14 protein-coding genes are annotated in these 18055 nt (G+C 59.6%); 9 read left to right on the top strand and 5 right to left on the bottom strand.

Annotated features, from left to right (window positions below; genetic code table 11):
• The first annotated feature begins 28 nt into the window (after nucleotides 1-28).
• A complete protein-coding gene (locus Enr8_RS06470; protein ID WP_146429755.1) occupies nucleotides 29-637 on the top strand; it encodes a TadE/TadG family type IV pilus assembly protein in 609 nt (202 codons plus the stop codon).
• 568 nt (nucleotides 638-1205) lie between these two features.
• Nucleotides 1206-2759, top strand: coding sequence for an ammonium transporter (locus tag Enr8_RS06465; RefSeq protein WP_246119961.1), 1554 nt, complete (start codon nucleotides 1206-1208; stop codon nucleotides 2757-2759).
• A 118-nt stretch (nucleotides 2760-2877) separates the two neighbouring features.
• On the opposite strand, the gene Enr8_RS06460 is transcribed toward Enr8_RS06465, so the two are convergent.
• Nucleotides 2878-3135, bottom strand: coding sequence for a hypothetical protein (locus Enr8_RS06460; RefSeq protein ID WP_146429754.1), 258 nt, complete (start codon nucleotides 3133-3135; stop codon nucleotides 2878-2880).
• Nucleotides 3136-3229: 94 nt separating this feature from the next.
• On the opposite strand from Enr8_RS06460, the gene Enr8_RS06455 reads away from it, so the two are divergent.
• The 3 genes from Enr8_RS06455 (at nucleotide 3230) to Enr8_RS06445 (ending at nucleotide 7224) form a co-directional block, all read left to right on the top strand.
• Nucleotides 3230-3874 carry an RsmD family RNA methyltransferase gene (locus tag Enr8_RS06455; protein WP_146429753.1) on the top strand — a complete coding sequence of 215 codons (645 nt, stop codon included), beginning with the start codon at nucleotides 3230-3232 and terminating at the stop codon, nucleotides 3872-3874.
• A gap of 351 nt (nucleotides 3875-4225) precedes the next feature.
• On the top strand, nucleotides 4226-6658 hold the full coding sequence (locus Enr8_RS06450) for a hypothetical protein (RefSeq protein WP_146429752.1): 2433 nt from the start codon (nucleotides 4226-4228) through the stop codon (nucleotides 6656-6658).
• A gap of 158 nt (nucleotides 6659-6816) precedes the next feature.
• On the top strand, nucleotides 6817-7224 hold the full coding sequence (locus Enr8_RS06445) for a diacylglycerol/lipid kinase family protein (RefSeq protein WP_146429751.1): 408 nt from the start codon (nucleotides 6817-6819) through the stop codon (nucleotides 7222-7224).
• A 271-nt stretch (nucleotides 7225-7495) separates the two neighbouring features.
• Here Enr8_RS06445 and Enr8_RS06440 read toward each other — a convergent pair whose 3' ends face one another.
• Nucleotides 7496-10420 carry an FAD-binding and (Fe-S)-binding domain-containing protein gene (locus Enr8_RS06440; RefSeq protein WP_146429750.1) on the bottom strand — a complete coding sequence of 975 codons (2925 nt, stop codon included), beginning with the start codon at nucleotides 10418-10420 and terminating at the stop codon, nucleotides 7496-7498.
• Nucleotides 10421-10620: 200 nt separating this feature from the next.
• Here Enr8_RS06440 and Enr8_RS06435 point away from each other — a divergent pair, with 200 nt between their 5' ends.
• Nucleotides 10621-11118 (top strand): M41 family metallopeptidase, encoded by a 498-nt coding sequence (locus Enr8_RS06435; RefSeq protein ID WP_146429749.1) that lies wholly within the window; start codon nucleotides 10621-10623, stop codon nucleotides 11116-11118.
• A 2-nt stretch (nucleotides 11119-11120) separates the two neighbouring features.
• Here the strand turns inward: Enr8_RS06435 and trpE are convergent, their stop codons facing one another.
• A complete protein-coding gene (gene trpE / locus Enr8_RS06430) occupies nucleotides 11121-12620 on the bottom strand; it encodes an anthranilate synthase component I (RefSeq protein WP_186767465.1) in 1500 nt (499 codons plus the stop codon).
• Nucleotides 12621-12964: 344 nt separating this feature from the next.
• On the opposite strand from trpE, the gene Enr8_RS06425 reads away from it, so the two are divergent.
• Nucleotides 12965-13498 carry a UvrB/UvrC motif-containing protein gene (locus Enr8_RS06425; RefSeq protein WP_146429748.1) on the top strand — a complete coding sequence of 178 codons (534 nt, stop codon included), beginning with the start codon at nucleotides 12965-12967 and terminating at the stop codon, nucleotides 13496-13498.
• A 60-nt stretch (nucleotides 13499-13558) separates the two neighbouring features.
• Nucleotides 13559-14641, top strand: coding sequence for a protein arginine kinase (locus Enr8_RS06420; protein WP_146429747.1), 1083 nt, complete (start codon nucleotides 13559-13561; stop codon nucleotides 14639-14641).
• Nucleotides 14642-15052: 411 nt separating this feature from the next.
• On the opposite strand, the gene Enr8_RS06415 is transcribed toward Enr8_RS06420, so the two are convergent.
• Complete coding sequence (locus Enr8_RS06415; RefSeq protein ID WP_146429411.1) at nucleotides 15053-16273, bottom strand: IS256 family transposase; 1221 nt, start codon at nucleotides 16271-16273, stop codon at nucleotides 15053-15055.
• 72 nt (nucleotides 16274-16345) lie between these two features.
• On the opposite strand from Enr8_RS06415, the gene Enr8_RS06410 reads away from it, so the two are divergent.
• Entirely contained in the window at nucleotides 16346-16654 is a 309-nt protein-coding gene (locus Enr8_RS06410; protein ID WP_146429746.1) for a hypothetical protein, read from the top strand.
• 381 nt (nucleotides 16655-17035) lie between these two features.
• Here the strand turns inward: Enr8_RS06410 and Enr8_RS06405 are convergent, their stop codons facing one another.
• Nucleotides 17036-17944, bottom strand: a complete 909-nt coding sequence (locus Enr8_RS06405; RefSeq protein ID WP_186767463.1) for a hypothetical protein — start codon at nucleotides 17942-17944, stop codon at nucleotides 17036-17038.
• Nucleotides 17945-18055: the final 111 nt, after the last annotated feature.

Raw genomic sequence — 18055 nt, 5'->3', positions numbered from 1 at the left:
ACTACTTTAGTCCCGTAAGAACCAGTTCATGTCGATCGCCACCACTCAACGCCAACCTTTCGCCCGCCGCTCGCGACGTGGCGTCTCGGTCTTGTGGCTGATCGTCTTCATGCCGCTGGCGCTGATCGGACTCCTGATGACGATCGAAACGGGCCGCCTGTGGCTGGCTCGGGCCGAGGTGGAAGACGCCCTGGAAGCGGCCGTATTAGCAGGCGTGATCGAATGGGGCCAGCATGACGAGAACGCCCCTCACTCAACGCTCACCGCGCGCCAAGTCGCTGCAGACTTTGCCAGCGGAAACCTGGTGGCTGGCGGCCCCTTTTCGCTGCAAACGAACAACCTGAACCATGACCCACGCGGCGGCAATTGCAATCAAAATGGTTCGAGCGGAGGCATGCTGGTTTTTGGGGCGATTACCCAAGTCCAGCCGACGGTCGTCTTTGACGCCAATGCCGATCCTCACAATCCGGACTATTTCTATGCGGTGCTGGCTCGTTCGGCGCATCCAATCGCCAGCCAATATGGAATTGGCGGATTCTCGCTGGGCCCTTATACGATTCGCGCTGAAAGCGTGGCGATGATTGACGACGAGGGCCGGGCTCGCATTGTGCGCATCGATTCGATCGCCTCTCCCTAGCGAATTCCGGCTGTGAACCTTACGACGGTCCGAGTTGACCGCCGAAAATAGGAGCCTAGGCCTTTTCACTCCTTTTACGGACGCATCCCCCCCCTTCAAGAGCGACGATCGCTGCGTGAGGGCAGCGATTGTGGGAAAATCGCTCTGGAAATCGTTCTACCTCTAATTGGCCGAAACGGCCTATTGCGGTCCGTTCCTCTCCCATGGGCGGCGTAATTGCCGCGATTTAGGCGATCAATTGCTAAGAGATCGCGCAGAGTTCATGCGCACGATCGCAGCAAAGTGACCAACTGGCGCAAAATCTTTCCGGTTTATGAATAAAGCGTTGTCCGCTGCAACTGCTTCTCTCCACACGGTTTGTCGCTATTTGCACTATTTTCTCTCCCTTTTTCATAAACGGCGCCAGCACTCGGTGGCACAACTGTTGCTTTTCCACCGAGGCGTGCACGTGAGGTTCTCGTTTCTGGCGGTTGCCCGCAGTCGGGCAAACATGAACCGCGAACCCAAAAAGAAATTGGCCCTGGCAATAGAGGCTGACTGTTTTCACTCCAACTTAAGGTAATCGCCCATGTTGAGCTCCCTCTCCCTTAACCCAAAACTATGGTGCACTTTGTGTGCACTGGCGGTAGCGATGATGGTCGCCGCACCGCTGCGAGCGCAAGACGAAAATGCGGCGGAAGCGCCGGCTGTTGAAGCCGCCGTCGAAGGCGAAATGGAGGCGGAAGCCGAAGTCGCCGCCGAAGAAGAGGAGGAAACTCCTCCGACCGTCGAATCGTTGGCCGTGGAAATGGCCGCTTTCAAGAACAACGTCAACACGCTCTGGACTTGCTTGGCTGCGTTCCTCGTGTTCTTCATGCAGGCCGGTTTCGCCCTGGTGGAATGCGGTTTCACGCGTGCCAAGAACGCTTGTAACATCATCATGAAGAACCTGATGGACTTCTCCATCGGTTCACTCGCCTTCTGGCTTGTCGGTTTCGGCTTGATGTTTGGCACCTCGGCCGCAGGCGGCTTGATCGGCGTTGACGGCTTCGCCTATGACGGGGGCGAAGATCAATTCAACTGGGCGTTCCTGATCTTCCAAACGGTATTCGCTGCGACCGCCGCGACGATCGTTTCGGGCGCCATGGCGGAACGCACCAAGTTCGTTTCGTACTTGGCTTATTCCGTTCTAATCACCCTGATCGTTTACCCGATCTTCGGCAAATGGGCCTGGGGCATTCTGACCGGCGACCCCGCTGCTGGATGGTTGAACACCTTCTATATCGGCGACCCCTCTAATAAGATCGCCTTCTACGACTTTGCTGGTTCGACTGTCGTTCACTCGGTTGGCGGTTGGGCCGCATTGGCGGGCGCCATCGTCATCGGTCCCCGTATCGGCAAATACACCGCCGACGGCAAGATCAAGCCGATCCCGGGTCACAACATTCCGTTGGCCGCCCTCGGCGTGTTCATTCTCTGGTTGGGATGGTTCGGTTTTAACCCGGGTAGCACGACCTCGGTGAACTCGAACTTCGCTTTCATCTGTGTGACGACCAACCTTTCGGCCGCCGCTGGCGCCATTGGTGCTCTGATCACCTCGTGGATTATGTTCAAGAAGCCCGATACCTCGTTCGCCTTGAACGGCGCCTTGGCCGGTCTGGTCGGAATCACGGCCGGTTGCGATACCATCGCACCAGGCTGGGCCGCCGCAGTTGGCCTGATCGCCGGTATCATCGTGGTCTTCTCCTGCGTCATGATTGACAACCTGAAAATCGACGATCCGGTCGGCGCCGTTTCGGTCCATGGCGTCTGCGGCGCATGGGGCACCCTGGCGGTCGGCCTCGTCGGTATCGAAAAGGGCATCCTGCTCGGCTTCGGCCATGAGCAGCTGCTGGCTCAGCTGCTCGGTATCGCAGTTGGTTTCGTTTGGGCCTTCTTCACCAGCTTGATCATCTTCCTGCTGATCAAGTTCACCATCGGACTTCGCGTCCCGGCGGAAGAAGAAATCAAGGGTCTGGACATTACCGAACACGGTATGTACGCCTACCCGCCGCACCTGGTCTCGGAGTCGTTGGGCGGCACGCCGGGTGGAAGTGCGGCCGCTTCGACCGCGACCTCGGGAGCCGCTGCCCAAGGCGCCTAGTAGAAAATGACACGGTGAGCCTGACTTCGGTCAGGCTCGCCTTTCGCTGATACTTCGGCCTTTGCCTGGGCCAGAAGTTCGACCCCAATGGCCTGTAAGGGTGTTCCGCCTCGCCCTTTCAGGCCGGGGTTTTTTCTTGGTGGCTCTCATCGAGCTTCTTCGCCGCTGCGGCCGACTTCCAACCGCGCCACAAGATCGAGATAAAGCAGATTGCAGTCGTCGCCGCTCCGCCGACCGCTAGCAGGCTCGACTGCACCATCAAACCGATCAGCATCAGCAGCGTCGCTCCATTGCCGATCGCCACCGACAAAATCTGGGCGCGACGATGACGCCGAATCTCTTGTTCCAGTTCGCTGCTTGGCTCGGGGTCGCTCATCGGTCTTCCTGGGAACCAAGCCGGTTGACGGCGGCCCCGTATTTTGGTCGTCTGATCGGATTAAATTGACGTCACTGCGTTTGATTGTAGCCGAATGCCAAGCCGCCCTGGGAAACCGAAGTCGAAGTCCGCTGCCGGCGGAAAAGAGCTCCGTTTGGATGCGCCGATCCGCATCATCGGCGGCGAGCTAAAGAATAAGAAACTCCTCTACTCCGGCGAAGAAGTGACCCGCCCCATGAAAGAGCGGGTCCGGGCCTCGGTCTTCAACCTGGTCGGCCCGTCGATCAAGGAAAAGCACGCGATTGACCTGTTCGCCGGCACCGGCGCGCTGGGGATCGAGGCGCTCAGCCGCGGCGCCGTCAGCGCGACCTTCATCGAACGCCACATCCCGACGTCGAAACTTATTCGCCAAAACCTGGACAATCTTGGTCTGGGCGAACGGTCGCGGCTATTCGCCGCCAACACCTTCTTCTGGGCAAAGCGATTGCCCGAATTTGATGAGCCCCCTTGGGTCGTCTTCTGCAGTCCTCCCTACGAGCTGTTCATCAGCCAGGCCGACGAAATGCTGGCGCTGATTCAGACGCTGCTAGCGGCAGCTCCGCCCGAGAGCATCTTCGTAGTCGAGTCCGATCAGCGTTTCGACTTTGCTAGCCTGCCCTACGCCGAAGCGTGGGATGTCCGCACGTACGCCCCGGCGGTCGTCGGAATCTTGCGCGATTGGAGCGAGGCTGCCAGCTAGCGTCGCTGGCAAGCTTACTTCACTTGGGAAAAAACGCCCTCCGCGACGCCGTTTGCGCGAATCCGATTTCACTAAGCAGGCGGAGAATCCGATTCTAGGGTTACGTCCTTTTATGGACTCGCAGTGCACCAGCCACTTCTCGAGGGTTAGAACACGGTGACTTCTAGGCGGAATCCCCAAATCCTCCACCCAGCTTACTGGGCGTATGGCATCTTGCTGCTCGGCCTGAGTGTGGCATCACCCTGGCTTTGGCAGCAAGACGACTCACCCCGCTCCGCAACACGCGTAGCCGAGGCGAAGACGACTGCGCCCACAAGAGCGCCGGCGCGACCGATTCTCCCCGCTCCTAAATTGCCAACGCCAGCCAAGCCGGAGCCAACCCCAGCGATCCACCCTTCGCTGGTAAAGGGAGAGCCAACTCTCGCCCAGCGACCAATGCCGGCCGCAGCAAGCGGCCCGACGCTCGCCGATCCAAGCACTCGCCCTCAAGAGGCCGAACTGGCGCCGCGGGTCGAAAAGCAGTTCACCCTCGACTTGTCGACGCCGGTAGCGGTCGAACCACCGCCGGTCGCATCCGTTCCGGCGCCGGCGACTGCTATCGCCGAAACGCCCGATCCGGTTCTGCCGACGCTCCCCCGCGCCTCGACGATGGTGCGGCCCGAAGAAGCGCCGCAGCGGGCTCCGCTGACCATCGCGCAGCCACTAGCGGCGACGCAGCCGCAGGCCGAAGTCTGGCCGGCGACCCCGCAACTGCGAGCGCTGATCGCCCGCGTCGCCGCTCATCCCGAGTGCGCCTCCTGGGCAATGCGACTGGAAGAAAAGCTGAACGCGTTGGAGGGACTTCCGCTCGCGTCTCCCGAAGCGAGCGTTCTGCTGCAAGATTTGGTCACCATTCATAACGACGCTTCGACGCTGGCCGACCAGCTTGGCTACTCCTGGAAACGGACCGACATGTTGCAGGTTGGCTTCGCCCTCCAGCGTCGTCTAACGGTCTGGCGTCCGCTGCACGCTTGTGCGAAATCCGTCGAAATGACGCCGCGATCGCCGCTCAATCCTGAGCGGATGGCGACTCCGCTGGCCCGTGTCGAAGACGAACTGCGAACCGGCGGCCAACTGCTTAGCTGGAATGACTTCCTGTTGCTCGATCATCTCCGCGACGCGATGTCGCTCGGCTATCCAGAGCTGGAACGACGCAAACTGGCCCGCAAAGTTTTGCACCGCATCGATTCGTCCGATTTGGATCCGGCTCAACAAGAGCTGTTGCAGAGCGAGTCGTTTGAGCCGTTCCGCCAACAGCTGATCCAATGGGCGGCCGACGACGTTTCTCTCGCCACGGCGCTGGTGCAAATCGAACGCTTCGAGTCGACGTTGACCGCCACCGACGCAGTGCATTTGGCCGATTCCTGCCTATCGCTGCAACTGCACGAAAACCCGGAAGTGGTCGAGTTGGCTGACTTGATCGACGGACATTACCGAAACGCCAATTGTCGCGTCGCCGTCAACGCGGTATTGCTTGACGCCCTACTGCCTCAAATGGAACCGGCCGAACAAGACGTCGACGATCACATCCTGGGCAATCGCGTTTTTGGACGTAGCCGACGCGAGACCGAATTGAAGCTGCGGCTTTCGCCCGATCCCAATCAGTGGCGCCTGCTGCTGGAAGTGGTCGGTGTGGTTGATAGCAATACCTCCAGCAGCTCTGGCCCGGTGACCGTCTTCAATCATGGACGTTCGCACTACTACGCGACGAAGCAGCTGGTCGTCAATCGGAACGGCTTCTGGGTTTCGCCGGCGACTGCGGCCGCCCAAACCTCGACCGGCATCAATGGCCTCAGGACCGACTATGATTCCGTACCGCTGCTCGGTTCGATCGTCCGCTCGGTCGCCCGCAGTCAGTCGGAAGCGAAACAGGTCGAAGCCCGCCGCGTGGTCGAACGCAAAGTCGAAAGCAACGCGATGGAGCAGCTCGACGCCGGCCTGAATGAGAAGGTCGATATCTGGCAAGACAAGCTCGTCACGTTGGCGGTCAACCCGCTGCGCGAAATGGGCCTGGCTCCGGCAGTCGTCGACATGAGCACCACCGAAGACCAATTGGTTGGCCGCTTCCGCATTGCCGGCGACATGCAGCTGGCCGCCCACACGCCGCGCCCGGTTGCATTTGAAGACGCTGCCCTAAGCCTACAACTGCACGAGTCGTCGCTCAACAACAGCGTCCGACAGCTACAGTTGGCCGGCCGCCGCTATTCGCTGGACGACGTCGTTCGCCGGATCGAGTCGCGGTTGCCGCACACCGATGGCGATCTGCTGGACCAGGTTCCGGAAGGGGTCGAGGTCGTCTTCGCCGATGAAAACCCAATCGAAATCCGCATCCAGGATGGCAAAGTCGAAATGGCGATCGCCATCGCCGAGCTCGCCAACGGCTCACGGGTCTATCGCAACTTCCGCGTCTTCGTCGCTTACGTTCCGCAGATCAACGGTTTGCGAGCCGAACTGGTTCGCGAAGGGACGATCAAACTGGACGGATCCGAGCTTGGCTTCGGCGGCCAGATCGCGCTGCGGGGGGTATTCGCCAAGGTCTTCTCCAAAAAGCGTTCGCTGCCGATCATTCCGCCCCAAGTGGCCGATGACAAGCGGCTGGAGCAATTCGAGCTGACCCAATTGGCGTTCTATGATGGATGGGTCGCCCTGTCAATCAGCCCCAAACAGGCGCTCGCCGCCGAAGAAGTCGAAGAGCGAAAACTTCGCATCGGGCATGGCGCCATCTTGCAGAAAATCATGCACTGATCATTTGCTGATCCGTGTCGGCGATCGTTGGTCGACTGGCGATCAACCTTGCCCGCTTGTCGCGCTATTTTTGTCGCTAGACGCGGGCGATTCGCCTTTGGCGCCCAATCTGCCCTATTTAGGAACATCTGGAAGTCTCCCCGTGAAAGGGTGTTTCGATGCGCCGTTATGTCGTAATCTGGAATCGCAATGCCCGCCAAGGCGCCGCAGCCGCTGAAGCGAAAGCGGAACTAACCGCCTTGGCCGGTGCCAACTTTCACGAAACGGAGTCATTCGAGCAGGCTTGCTGCATTCTTGACGACGTCCGAGATGAAGACCTGGTAATCGTCGCCGGTGGTGACGGCGGCATCAACGGGATCGTCAATCGCGTCCAATCGTGCTGCCAGTCGCGACCGACGCTGGCCATCGTTTCGCTTGGCGCCGGCAACGATTTCGTTCGCTCTCTCGGCATCCACCCCGACCCACTCTCGACGATCGCCGCTATTCGGTTAGGACGCACCGTTGGCGGCGGGGCGGAAGTCGCTCCGCGTGCGAGAATCACTCGAAGTAACCGGTCTCCAAGGTAAAGGCCTCTTGGAACTCGGTTCCATCGCCAAGCCAGCCGCATCCAACTGAGCAGCGAGAAAGAGTTTGAGTTCTCGGTCGATGACGAAATGGTCGTAGGCAACGAGTTTACGTTTACAACCTTGCCCCAAACCCAGGCCGTGGTTGTCGGCCCAGAGTATGCGCAAGACGTCAGCGAGCGGCAAACGGCGCTAAGTGAATCGTAGGGCAGGCCATGCCTGCCGAAATCGTAACGGTCACCATCGGCAGGCACGGCCTGCTCGACCAATGCGGTCAAGGCCGCGTTAGCTCTTCCAGCAGGAAGATCACCGAGCGATAGTCGGAGCCGGTCGCTTGATTCAGGCCAATCTCACACGTTCGATTGCTCGATAAATAGCGATCAAACTCGCGCCCTTCTAGCTCGGCCGCCTGTTCTGCAGTGGCGGCTTTGGTCAGTTCGGGGTGAAGCAAACCGCGATCGCCAGCGAAACCGCAGCAGGTCGCATGGATCGGCGTGACCGTCTCTTTCGACAGCGAGGCGCACAGCGTCTTCAGTTTCTCCGCCAATCCCAAATGCTGCGTCGCGCAGGTTGGATGCAGCGCGACCGAATCGACAGGCCGCGTAACGCTGAGCCGCGGCAACAAATAGCCATGCGCCCAGTCGATCGAATCGAGCAATGACAGTTGCGCGTGACGCTCGCGATTCTCAGGCGTCAGGTACTCCGTAATCTCGCTGGCGATCCCCAACGTGCAAGAGGACGCGTCGCAAACGATCGGCAATCGCCCGGCGTCGCTCCATCGCCAGAGGCTCTCGACGATCTTGTTGGCCATGTAGGCGTTCCCCTGCTCGAAGCCCTTCGAGTGCCAAACGGTCGAACAACAATTTCCCCACACGTCCGTAGGAATGAAGACCGGCATCCCGGCTCGCGCCGAGACCGCAACCAGCGCGTCGGCCAGGCTCAGCGACGGCTTGGCGTCGGGATAGTCGCCAAAGACGCGATTAACGCACGCCATGAAGTAGACGGCGGTCGCATTCTCGGGATCGGTCTTGGGCAACTTCGTATTCGCGGCGGCCGGCAGATTCGGCAGCCACGCTGGGGCGACGTCTTCACTCACCACGGCTCGCGCGGCGCCGGTAAACGCTTTGGCGGGCCATTCGCCTAAAGTGCCGCTCGACCATTGGTTGGCGCGGAGCGCCGTTCGCGTCACACTTTCGACCGTCGACCAGTTTTGAGCCGCCTTCTTGGCGGCATATTCCTGCGTCGCCGTATGCTCTTGTCGGCGAAACTCTTTCATCAAATGCCCGGTGTTGATGTTCACCGGACAGGCAATCGCACAAACGCCGTCGCCGGCGCAGGTCTCGATCGCCTCGTATTCGTAGTCCCGCAGCAGCGCCAGCGTCACCGGCGAATCGGCCGGTTGCCGCATCATCTCGCGCCGCAAAATGATCCGTTGCCGCGGCGTGGTCGAAAGATTGCGGCTGGGACAAACCGGTTCGCAGTAACCGCATTCGACACAGCGATCGACTTCGTCCTCCACAATCGGCGTCGTGTGCAGATTCTGCAGGTGCGACATCAGATCTTCCGACAACAGCACCCCCGGCGAGAGAATCCCATCCGGATCGGTCAACCGCTTCAGCTTCCACATCAGTTGCGTCAACTTCGGTCCCCATTCACGCACGACGAACGGCGCCACGTTGCGTCCGGTTCCATGCTCCGCTTTCAGCGAGCCGTCATATTTATCGACCACCAGCGCCACGACGTCCGCCATAAACGCATCATAATGATCGACGTCGGCCTTGGTGTTCATCGCCGGCGTGATCAGGAAGTGCAGATTGCCGGCCGACGCGTGCCCAAACACGAAACCTTCGTAGTTGTGCTTGGCCATCAGCTGCTGCAAATCGATCGCCCCGTCGGCCAAACGATCTTTCGGAAAACAAACGTCCTCCAAAATGAGCGAAGTCCCCGGCGGCCGCGAACCGCCGACCGACGGCAACAAGCCATTGCGGACGCCCCAGAATTGGGCCGCCAACTTGCGATCGGTGGTGAACTCGGCCGGCTCGACCAGGCTCAGCTTTTCCAGCACCGCATTGGCGGCCGACAAAGCGGCGTCGCGCCGCTCGGCCGAACCCTCGCGAAACTCGACCAACAGCCCGGTCGCCGACTCGCCAAGTTGTCGCCAGCGATCGGGCACTCCAGGTTTCCCTTCCACCGATCGCAGCGACGCCCGGTCGGTCAGTTCAACCGCAGCTGCGCCCGCTTCGACAAATGGAGCCACCGCGGCCGCCGCCGCATACATATCGGGAAAGATCAAAAACGCCGTCAGGCGATGTTTGTCGTCTGGCACGGTCTTGAAGACCGCCTCGGCCAGAAAGGCAAGCGTCCCTTCGGACCCAATCAACAGCCGCCGAAAGATCTCGAGCGGAGTATCGGCGTCGAGAAACGCCTCCATGTGATAGCCAGTCGTGTTCTTGATGCTGAACTTGCGGCGGATTCGCTCGACCAGCGGGGCGTCCGCTTCAATCTCTTGTTTGATCTCTAGCAGCCCCGCGCACAGCTCTGGGGCTGCAGCGGCAAAGTCCTCGACTGCCGTTGGCGACGCGGTATCGATTAGATCGCCACTCGGCAGCATAAAGGTGAGCGACTCAATCGTTTGATACGAGTTCTGTGCGGTGCCGCAGCACATGCCGCTGGAGTTGTTCGCCACGACGCCGCCAATCGTGCAGACGCTGCCGCTCGCCGGGTCAGGTCCCAGCCGATAGCCATACGGCGCCAAGGCGAGATTCGCGCGGAACAGCACCGTGCCGGGCCGAACCCGCAGCCGCTTTCCTTCCTCTTCGATCGTCCACCCAGCCCAATGTCGCCGGGCTTCGATCAAGATGCCGTCCCCTTGGGCCTGGCCGCTAAGACTGGAGCCAGAGGCGCGAATCGTCACCGGCAGGTTCTTCCGCTTGGCGTAGGCGAAGATCTGCCGCACCTCTTCGACATGCTTCGGCAAGACGATGATCTTGGGAAACAGCCGGTAGGGACTCGCATCGCTGGCGTACTTCACCAAGTCGATCGGCCGCGACAAGACTTGATCGGCGCCCAGCATTTCGACCAGATCATCGCGCAGCCACGCCGGTGAACCGTCGGCGATTTCGTCCGGCGCCCGGTCCTCGGTCGGTTGATGGTCGACGGGACGAAGCACAAGCGGGTCTGGCTGGAACAGCTTTTTCATAGCGGCGTCGGTCTATCCAGGTGCGCAGGGGAGCTCGGCAGGCAAAGCGAAGTGAGGTGGAGCGAGTCAGCAATTCTACCAGACCGCCCAAGCAATTCCTGCCACCGTCCCCTGCCCTCCCCTCGAACTGGCCAATTGCCCCTTCCCAAACCGTCGCACCGCCACAATCTGCTATGCTGCGACGATACGGAAAGGAAACGATGGACGAAGAACCTGACGTAATCGCCTACCACGAGTCGGGACACGCCTTCATGGCGGTCCTGGTTGGCGCCCGCGTGCGGCGAGTCACGATTGAGCCAGAAGATGACGACGGGCCGCGGCGATTTGGCGACGCCCAGATCGAGTGGCGGATCTCGCAATTCACCCCCAAAGATCGGCAGGAGAAATTTGTGCTGGTCGCGTTGGCCGGGCCAGTCGCCGAAATGCTCTACAGCGGCGAGCCGTTTCACCCTGGCCATGTCGCCGAGTGGTCCGACGATTGGCGAGCTGCCTGGGAAGCGGCGACGCCGCTATTTCGCGACGAGAAGAAACGCCTGCGCTACCTGGAAGAAGCGACCCGTCAGATCTACCAGTTGCTCGATGCCGAAAACCACTGGGCGGCGCTGGCCGCGATCGCCGACAATTTGCTGGCCCATGAAACGCTGGATGGCGAACAGGTGGAGGAGATCGTGCAGGGCTGGACTGGAGAGTCGACCTAGAACTACTTTCCCGCGCGGCGCTCCGTAATCTCGATCGCCTTCAGCAGCCCGCGAGCCTTATTGAGCGTCTCTTGGAACTCGCTGCTGGGGACGCTGTCGGCGACCAGGCCGGCGCCGGCTTGCACGTATGCGGTATTCCCTTGAATCACAATCGTCCGCAGTGCGATGCAGGTGTCCATGTTGCCGCTGTAGTCGACATAGCCGACGGCGCCAGCGTACGGACCGCGGCGGCGGGTTTCTAGCTCGTCGATGATCTCCATCGCCCGAACCTTGGGGGCGCCAGAAACGGTTCCGGCCGGCAAGCAAGCGGCCAAAGCGTCAAACGCGTCGCAGTCGTCGCGCAGCTGACCGGTGACGTTGGACGTGATGTGCATTACGTGGCTGTACCGCTCGATCACCATCACGTCCGATACCTCGACGCTGCGGTACTGGGCGACGCGACCGACGTCGTTGCGGCCCAGGTCAACTAGCATCACATGCTCGGCTCGTTCTTTGGGATCGGCCAGCAGCTCTTCGGCCAAGGCGTTGTCTTCGTCTTCGTTCCTGCCGCGGGGCCGGGTGCCGGCCAGTGGACGAACCGTAACGTGCCCGTCGACGACCCGAACCATAATCTCAGGCGAACTGCCGACCAGGGTCGTTTCGGCGGTCCGCAGGAAGAACATGAAGGGGCTCGGGTTCACGATCCGCAAGGTGCGGTAGATCTCGAACGGGTCGCAGGTGATGTCGGTCTGCAGGCGTTGGCTGACGACGACCTGAAAGATGTCGCCCGCTTTGATGTACTCGACGCAGCTGCGGACCGCGTCTTCAAAGCCATTCTGCGTGAAGTTCGACTCGTACTTCAGCGTGACCGGGCCGCCGGTGTCGATGTCGGTCGGCACCAGCTGGGCGTCAAACGCGGTCAACTTCGCGACAATTTCGTCGACCTCGCCGCAAGCGGTGTCAAATGTCCGTTTCAGCCCAGCCGCATCTTTTGCGTCGCACTTGGCTAGCACGATCACGTCGACCGTCTTGGCGACATTGTCGAAAACGACCAACCGGTGATAGAAACCAAACGAAAGATCGGGCAGTCCGCGGTCATCTTCCGGGGCGTTAGGCAGATCCTCGACATAGCGAATCACGTCGTACCCGGCATACCCGATGGCGCCGCCGGTAAACGGAGGCAACCCATCCAGGTGGGCGACGCGGACGTCAGCCAAACGGCGCCGGAGCTCTTCCAGCGGATTTTCGCACGAGAACTCTTCGCTCTTTCCGCCGGTAGTGACCGTCACGTCAGTCCGGGTCGCGGCCAGGTGATAGTCGGGCTGAAACCCCAAAAAGCTGTAGCGGCCGATCTTTTCGCCGCCAATCACGCTCTCGAACAGACAGGCCGGCCCGCTGTCATCGAGCTTATGAAAAGCCGAAACCGGAGTTAGTGAGTCGCTGATCAACCGCCGGAAAACGGGGACCATATCATGGTCAGCGGCCAGTTTGGAAAATTGGGCGAAGTCAGGTGCGTGCGGCATCAGGTTTCTAAGCGGCGACCAGGGCCGGTTGGTGGTGATAGCTAGGTGACCAAACGGGCTGCGTCCAAGCCTAGCAAGGGTCTGGCTCACCGGCAATGCCGGCGCAGCGGTAAGCCAGTGCAAATGCACGACTTAGGCCCCCCGATCAAGTACGCTTGCTCTGGTACGATCGTCTTGACGCGTTCCCCTGCCCCGATAGAATCCAGTTGTCCGTCGGCGGCTTATCTAGGCCCGGCGGCTGACTTTAGGTCAACGCATCCGCAGCCAGACGCTCTGATGTAGTGGCGAAGTACGAGCAAAGGTTCGCTTCGCCGGCCGCTCTTCGACGTGAAAGGGGAATCAGCGTGAAGTGCCAACAATGCGAAAAACCGGCGACGTTCCATATCACGGAACTGACTGGCTCCGAACCGCAAGAGATCCATCTCTGCGAGGGTTGTGCGCAAAAATACCTGATGCAGACCCCAGGCAGCGGCATGCCCGGCAAGGCGAGCCTGGCCGGAATGCTGGCCCAGCAGTTGAAGGTGGCCGACACCGCCAAAGAGTTGGAGAAGCTGGACGAAAAGTGCTGCCCGATCTGCGGCATCAGCTTTTTTGAGTTCCGCAACCAGGGGCGACTCGGTTGCCCGCACGACTACGTCTTCTTCGCCAGCGAACTAGAGCCGCTGATCGTCAACATCCATGGCGACCTGATTCATAAGGGGAAACATCCCCTGACGCACAAGCGTAGCACCGAGAGCCAGACGAAACTGATACAATTGCGGCGAGAGATGAACGAGGCGATTCGTCTGGAACAATACGAACGCGCCTCCGAACTTCGCGACACGATTCGCAATCTGGAAGAAAGCGAAGATGAACATGGTGACGAACATACCGTCTAGCCGCTTGCTGTGCAGCCATTGCGACACCCAGGCAATCGACGTAGAAACGTGTACCCAAGGATGAATGTGGACCTCAACGAATTGACAGGACGAGCCGGCGAATGGATGAAGGGCGCAGGCCCCCAGTCCGATATCGTCATTAGCAGCCGAATTCGTTTGGCCCGCAACATCGCCGAATTCCCGTTCATCCGTCGCTGTACCGCCACCGACCGGGGCGCCATCGACAAGGCAGTCCGCGATCGCCTGGCGGAAGTCCCGCAGCTAACCAATCTGGCCTACCTGCGGGTCGACGAACTGTCGGACGTCGACCGCCACTTTCTGGCCGAACGTCAGCTGATCAGCCGCGAACTGGTCGAAGCCGAAGGCGCCCGCAGCGTGGCGATCGATCAGAACGAACGCTTGAGCCTGATGATCAACGAGGAAGACCATCTCCGGATTCAGGTGATGAAAAGCGGTTTTGACCTGGTCGCCGCCTGGGATCAGATCAACGAAGTTGACGACCTGCTCGAGAGCAAGTTGACCTACGCCTTTCACGAAAAGCTCGGATATCTGACCGCCTGTCCGACCAACGTCGGCACCGGTATGCGGGTCAGCGTCATGCTGCACCTGCCGGCGCTGGTGATCACGCAGCAAATTGAGAAAGTCTTCCGCAGCCTCCAGAAGATCAACCTGGCGGTTCGCGGCCTGTATGGCGAAGGCTCGCAGGCGATGGGCGACTTCTACCAGATTAGCAACCAGATCACCCTCGGTCGCAGCGAACTGGAACTGCGCGATCAGGTTCACGACGTCGTGCCGATGATCATCGACTACGAACGCCGGGCTCGCGACTTCCTGCTCAAACAGAACCAGCAAGATCTGCACGACAAGATCAGCCGCGCCTATGGCATCTTGCGGACCGCGCAAACGATCAGCAGCGAAGAGACGATGCACCTGCTCTCGAGCGTGCGGATGGGCGTCAATCTCGGCCTGATCGACGACCTGGTGATCGCCGACATCAACAAGCTGTTTGTCGATACCCAACCGGCCCACCTACAAAAGCTGCGCGGCGGGCCGCTCGATACCGCCGGTCGCAACTCCGAGCGGGCTCTGTACTTGCGACGCTATCTCTCGCAAAAAGAAAAGGATGGGGCCGACCAGAACTAAGGTCCGGCCTTTCCCAATCCGTAGATTGGGTGCAGCGCAGCGCTGGCCCAACAATGCGATTGCAAGCCGCTGAAGGTGGGTTACGAAACTTGGCTGGGGACGAACTCCGTTCAGAAAGACGCCTCGGTCAAGTTGGTCGCCGAACTGCTGAAGCTGCAAGAGTCGCTACTTCCGGCGAAATAACGCTGCCCCAGGGCTAGATTGTCTGGCATGCCGGTTCGAACTAAGATAACGACGGCGACAATTGGCCCGATGGTTGGGCGACGCTGAAGAAAGTCGAAGGGGACAACCACTTCCTTCGTCTCCGCAGCACCGAGCTTGGCGAAAGGTACCGTCCGTCAAGTTGCGCACATTTGATTTTCAGCCTGACTCTGGAAAATTGTTTTTGCCGCGCGCGGCAAAAACAATTTTTTAAACTTTGCCGTCTTCTCGCTCCTCCGGTTCGCGGAGGCGGTCCATGTCGAGGTAGCGCCTTGTCCCCCAGTGCGTGCCGGCGATGTGGCGCAGCCGGGCTGCGACCAGCATCAGGGCGCTTTGGCCGTCCGGAAACGCTCCCACGACTCGTGTTCGTCGCCGGATCTCTTTCATGATCCGCTCCAGCATGTTGTTGCTCCGCAGCCGCGTCCAGTGTTCTCGCGGGAACGCCATGTACGCCAGCGTTTCCTGGTAGCCGTCGCGGAAGCATTTCGCCGCCGCGCCCAGCCGAAGCGAGATCAGCTTCTCGGTGACCAGTGCTGCCTTCGCTTCCGCCGCCGCGCGATCCTCTTGCGCGTGAACCGCCTTCAGCATCGCCGCCACGTCGCCTGACTTCGCTCGCGGCACGTCTTTCAACACGTTGCGATAAAAGTGGACGATGCAGCGCTGCCAGGCCGCGTCTGGGAAGAAGTCTCCCAGCGCTTCGACCAGGCCGAGGCACTTGTCGCTCGTGATCAGCCGCACGCCCTTCAATCCGCGCTCCTTCAGGTAACGCAGGAACGTTCGCCAGCTTTCGCTATCCTCCTTCTTCCCTTCGGCGACCCCGAGAATCTCGCGATGTCCATCAGCGCCGACGCCGACCGCCACTAAGATCGCCACGTTCTTCACCTCGCCGCCCCAGCTACGTTTCAGCCAGATGCCGTCGAGCATCACGTACGGATGTTCGCCTTCCAGCGGCCGATTTCGCCACGCTTCGATCCGCTCGTAGATCTTCTGGTTCAGCTCGCTGACGGTGCTGGAGCTGACTCGCGTTCCCCAAAGCGCCTCGGTGATGTCTTCAACGCGACGGACCGAAACGCCTGCCAGATACATCTCAACGAGCGCCTCTTCGACGCTCGATTCGCGTCGCTTGTAGCGTTCGATGATCTGCGTCTCGAGCGGCAAGCTCCGCAGTCGCGGAACTTTCAGCGAAACCTCGCCCGCCTTGGTCTGCAGCTTCCGCGAATACGACCCGGCTCGCGAATCGACGCGGTCTGGTGAACGTTCGTAGCGTTTCGCCTTGCAAATCTGATCCGCTTCGGCATCGAGCATCTGATTCAACGTCTCCTCGACGGTTGAGCGGACCAGCTCATCAAGATGCCCCCGCACCGCGTCGCCGTCAATTTTAATCGCATCCCGGATCTCTTCGCTGGTCCGTTCTTCTGGTACATTCGTCATGGTCAGTCCTTGGTTCTGGTGGTGGTTGATGTTGGTAATCAAATCCATACCAGAGCCAGGGCTGGCTCTCAAATGTGCGCAGGAATTAGGACGTTATCTGGCGAAATGGTGATGCTCTACCAAGAGATCCCCATCGCCCCAGGCGTAGAAGCGATGGAACTCTCTTGGAAACAGCGCGTCAGTGATCTGAAGGATGGCAAACAGTCGTGGTTTGATGCCCGGATCTTGCTGGAGTTTCTCGACGACGATCGCACCAAGGTTACGCCAACGCCCGGCGCTTCGACCAGCGCCGCACGCAGCGAAAACGAAAAGACAAGTTGGTTTTCGCAAGTCCGCCACGGCCGATTCAACCACAGCAGCCCCGTCATGGTCGCCGCATAGATCGCCAGGTCGGCAAGAAAGGGTTTACCCTGAAACCGCGTTTCTCCCCCAAAAACTCAACCGACGATGAGCCGGGACCGGCATAGGCTCGATTGAGAAAAACATAGGGCCAGCCATGCTCCCAATCTTCTAACTGAAAATTGACGCCACCGCTGCCGCAAGTGAACGTTTCATCCTCTTCGACAATATCGCCCGCAAAACAAACCCACGTCAGCGGTAAGGCGAACAACAGAAACACGCCCCATGTAGCGACGCGGGCAAGCCAACGGCGTCGCGGCATGATCGAAATCTGAGCAGTCGAATTGGCGGCGGGGGCTTCCATTCGGATCAAGTTACCGAACGAAACTCGCGTCGTCACGTGAAAAGTGCGACAACTCCTATTCAATCGGACGCGGAAGGCTCGACCGTTTTTCCAACCGAATACTCAATACCTCGCTCTTTGAGCACCACGCAATCGCCTGCGGTAACCTCGGTGTCCAAAAAATTAACGTATTGCAGGTTCGGCATCTTCGCTGCCATCTGAACCGATTCGGCCGTTACCGAGGAGTTTGGAACGTTGACCGACTCCAGCGATGACCACCGGGAAATAGCGTCGAATCCCTTGTCGTCAAAGCTCGGGGAGCCGATGCGGATCATCACCAAGGACGAAAGCGACCGGACATTTTCCAGTGAATGTCCGCGGAAATTTGGCCCACCAATCCATAGCTTACGAATTGGCCAGCGTTTTCGCGCCGCCAACAACCTGCCGACTTCCTCATCGGTAAGTGAGTTGCCGCCAAAATTAAGCAGCGGAATTTGCGATAGTTCGGCGAGCTGAGAATAGATCGCGGGGCGTTGCTCCTCGCTAAGCTTATCTAAGCGAATCCAAACAAACTCGATCCCCTCCATTTTAAGCGGAGTAAACTCATTCAACCCGAGTCGCGAAAACCATCGCGGGCCAATGTAATTCGGAACGACGATCTGCCCTGCCGATTCCAATTGATGTCTGATTTCCGTTTCGCGTTGCGACAATAAGTAACAGTTACTCACGTTCGCCAGCAACAGACATAACAGCGTTGCTCCGACCAGCGTCGTTCTTAGCGAGAAGGACAAGCCGGTTCGCTTCCCGCGGCATAGCCACAGCAGCAAACTCAAAATCGCAACGTAGATCAATAGGTCAACAATCAACCACATCCAGCTGAAAGTTGGATTACCATCATCAAAGGCCAAGGGAGACGAACCAGTCCCAATGTAGTCGCGTTCCAGGAACACGAAGGGCCAACCATGCTCCCAATCCTGATCATATTCCACCGACACGCTTGAGTAATGGACTAACCCACTCTGACTCACCATATCACCAGCGAAGCAAATCCAGGTAAGCGGCGAAGCGATCAATAGAAATAGCGACGCCCTAAAGCCGCG

Source organism: Blastopirellula retiformator (assembly GCF_007859755.1).
GTDB classification, from domain to species: domain Bacteria; phylum Planctomycetota; class Planctomycetia; order Pirellulales; family Pirellulaceae; genus Blastopirellula; species Blastopirellula retiformator.
Note: the sequence above shows the minus strand (reverse complement) of the source record. Positions and strands in the feature narration are given on the sequence as shown.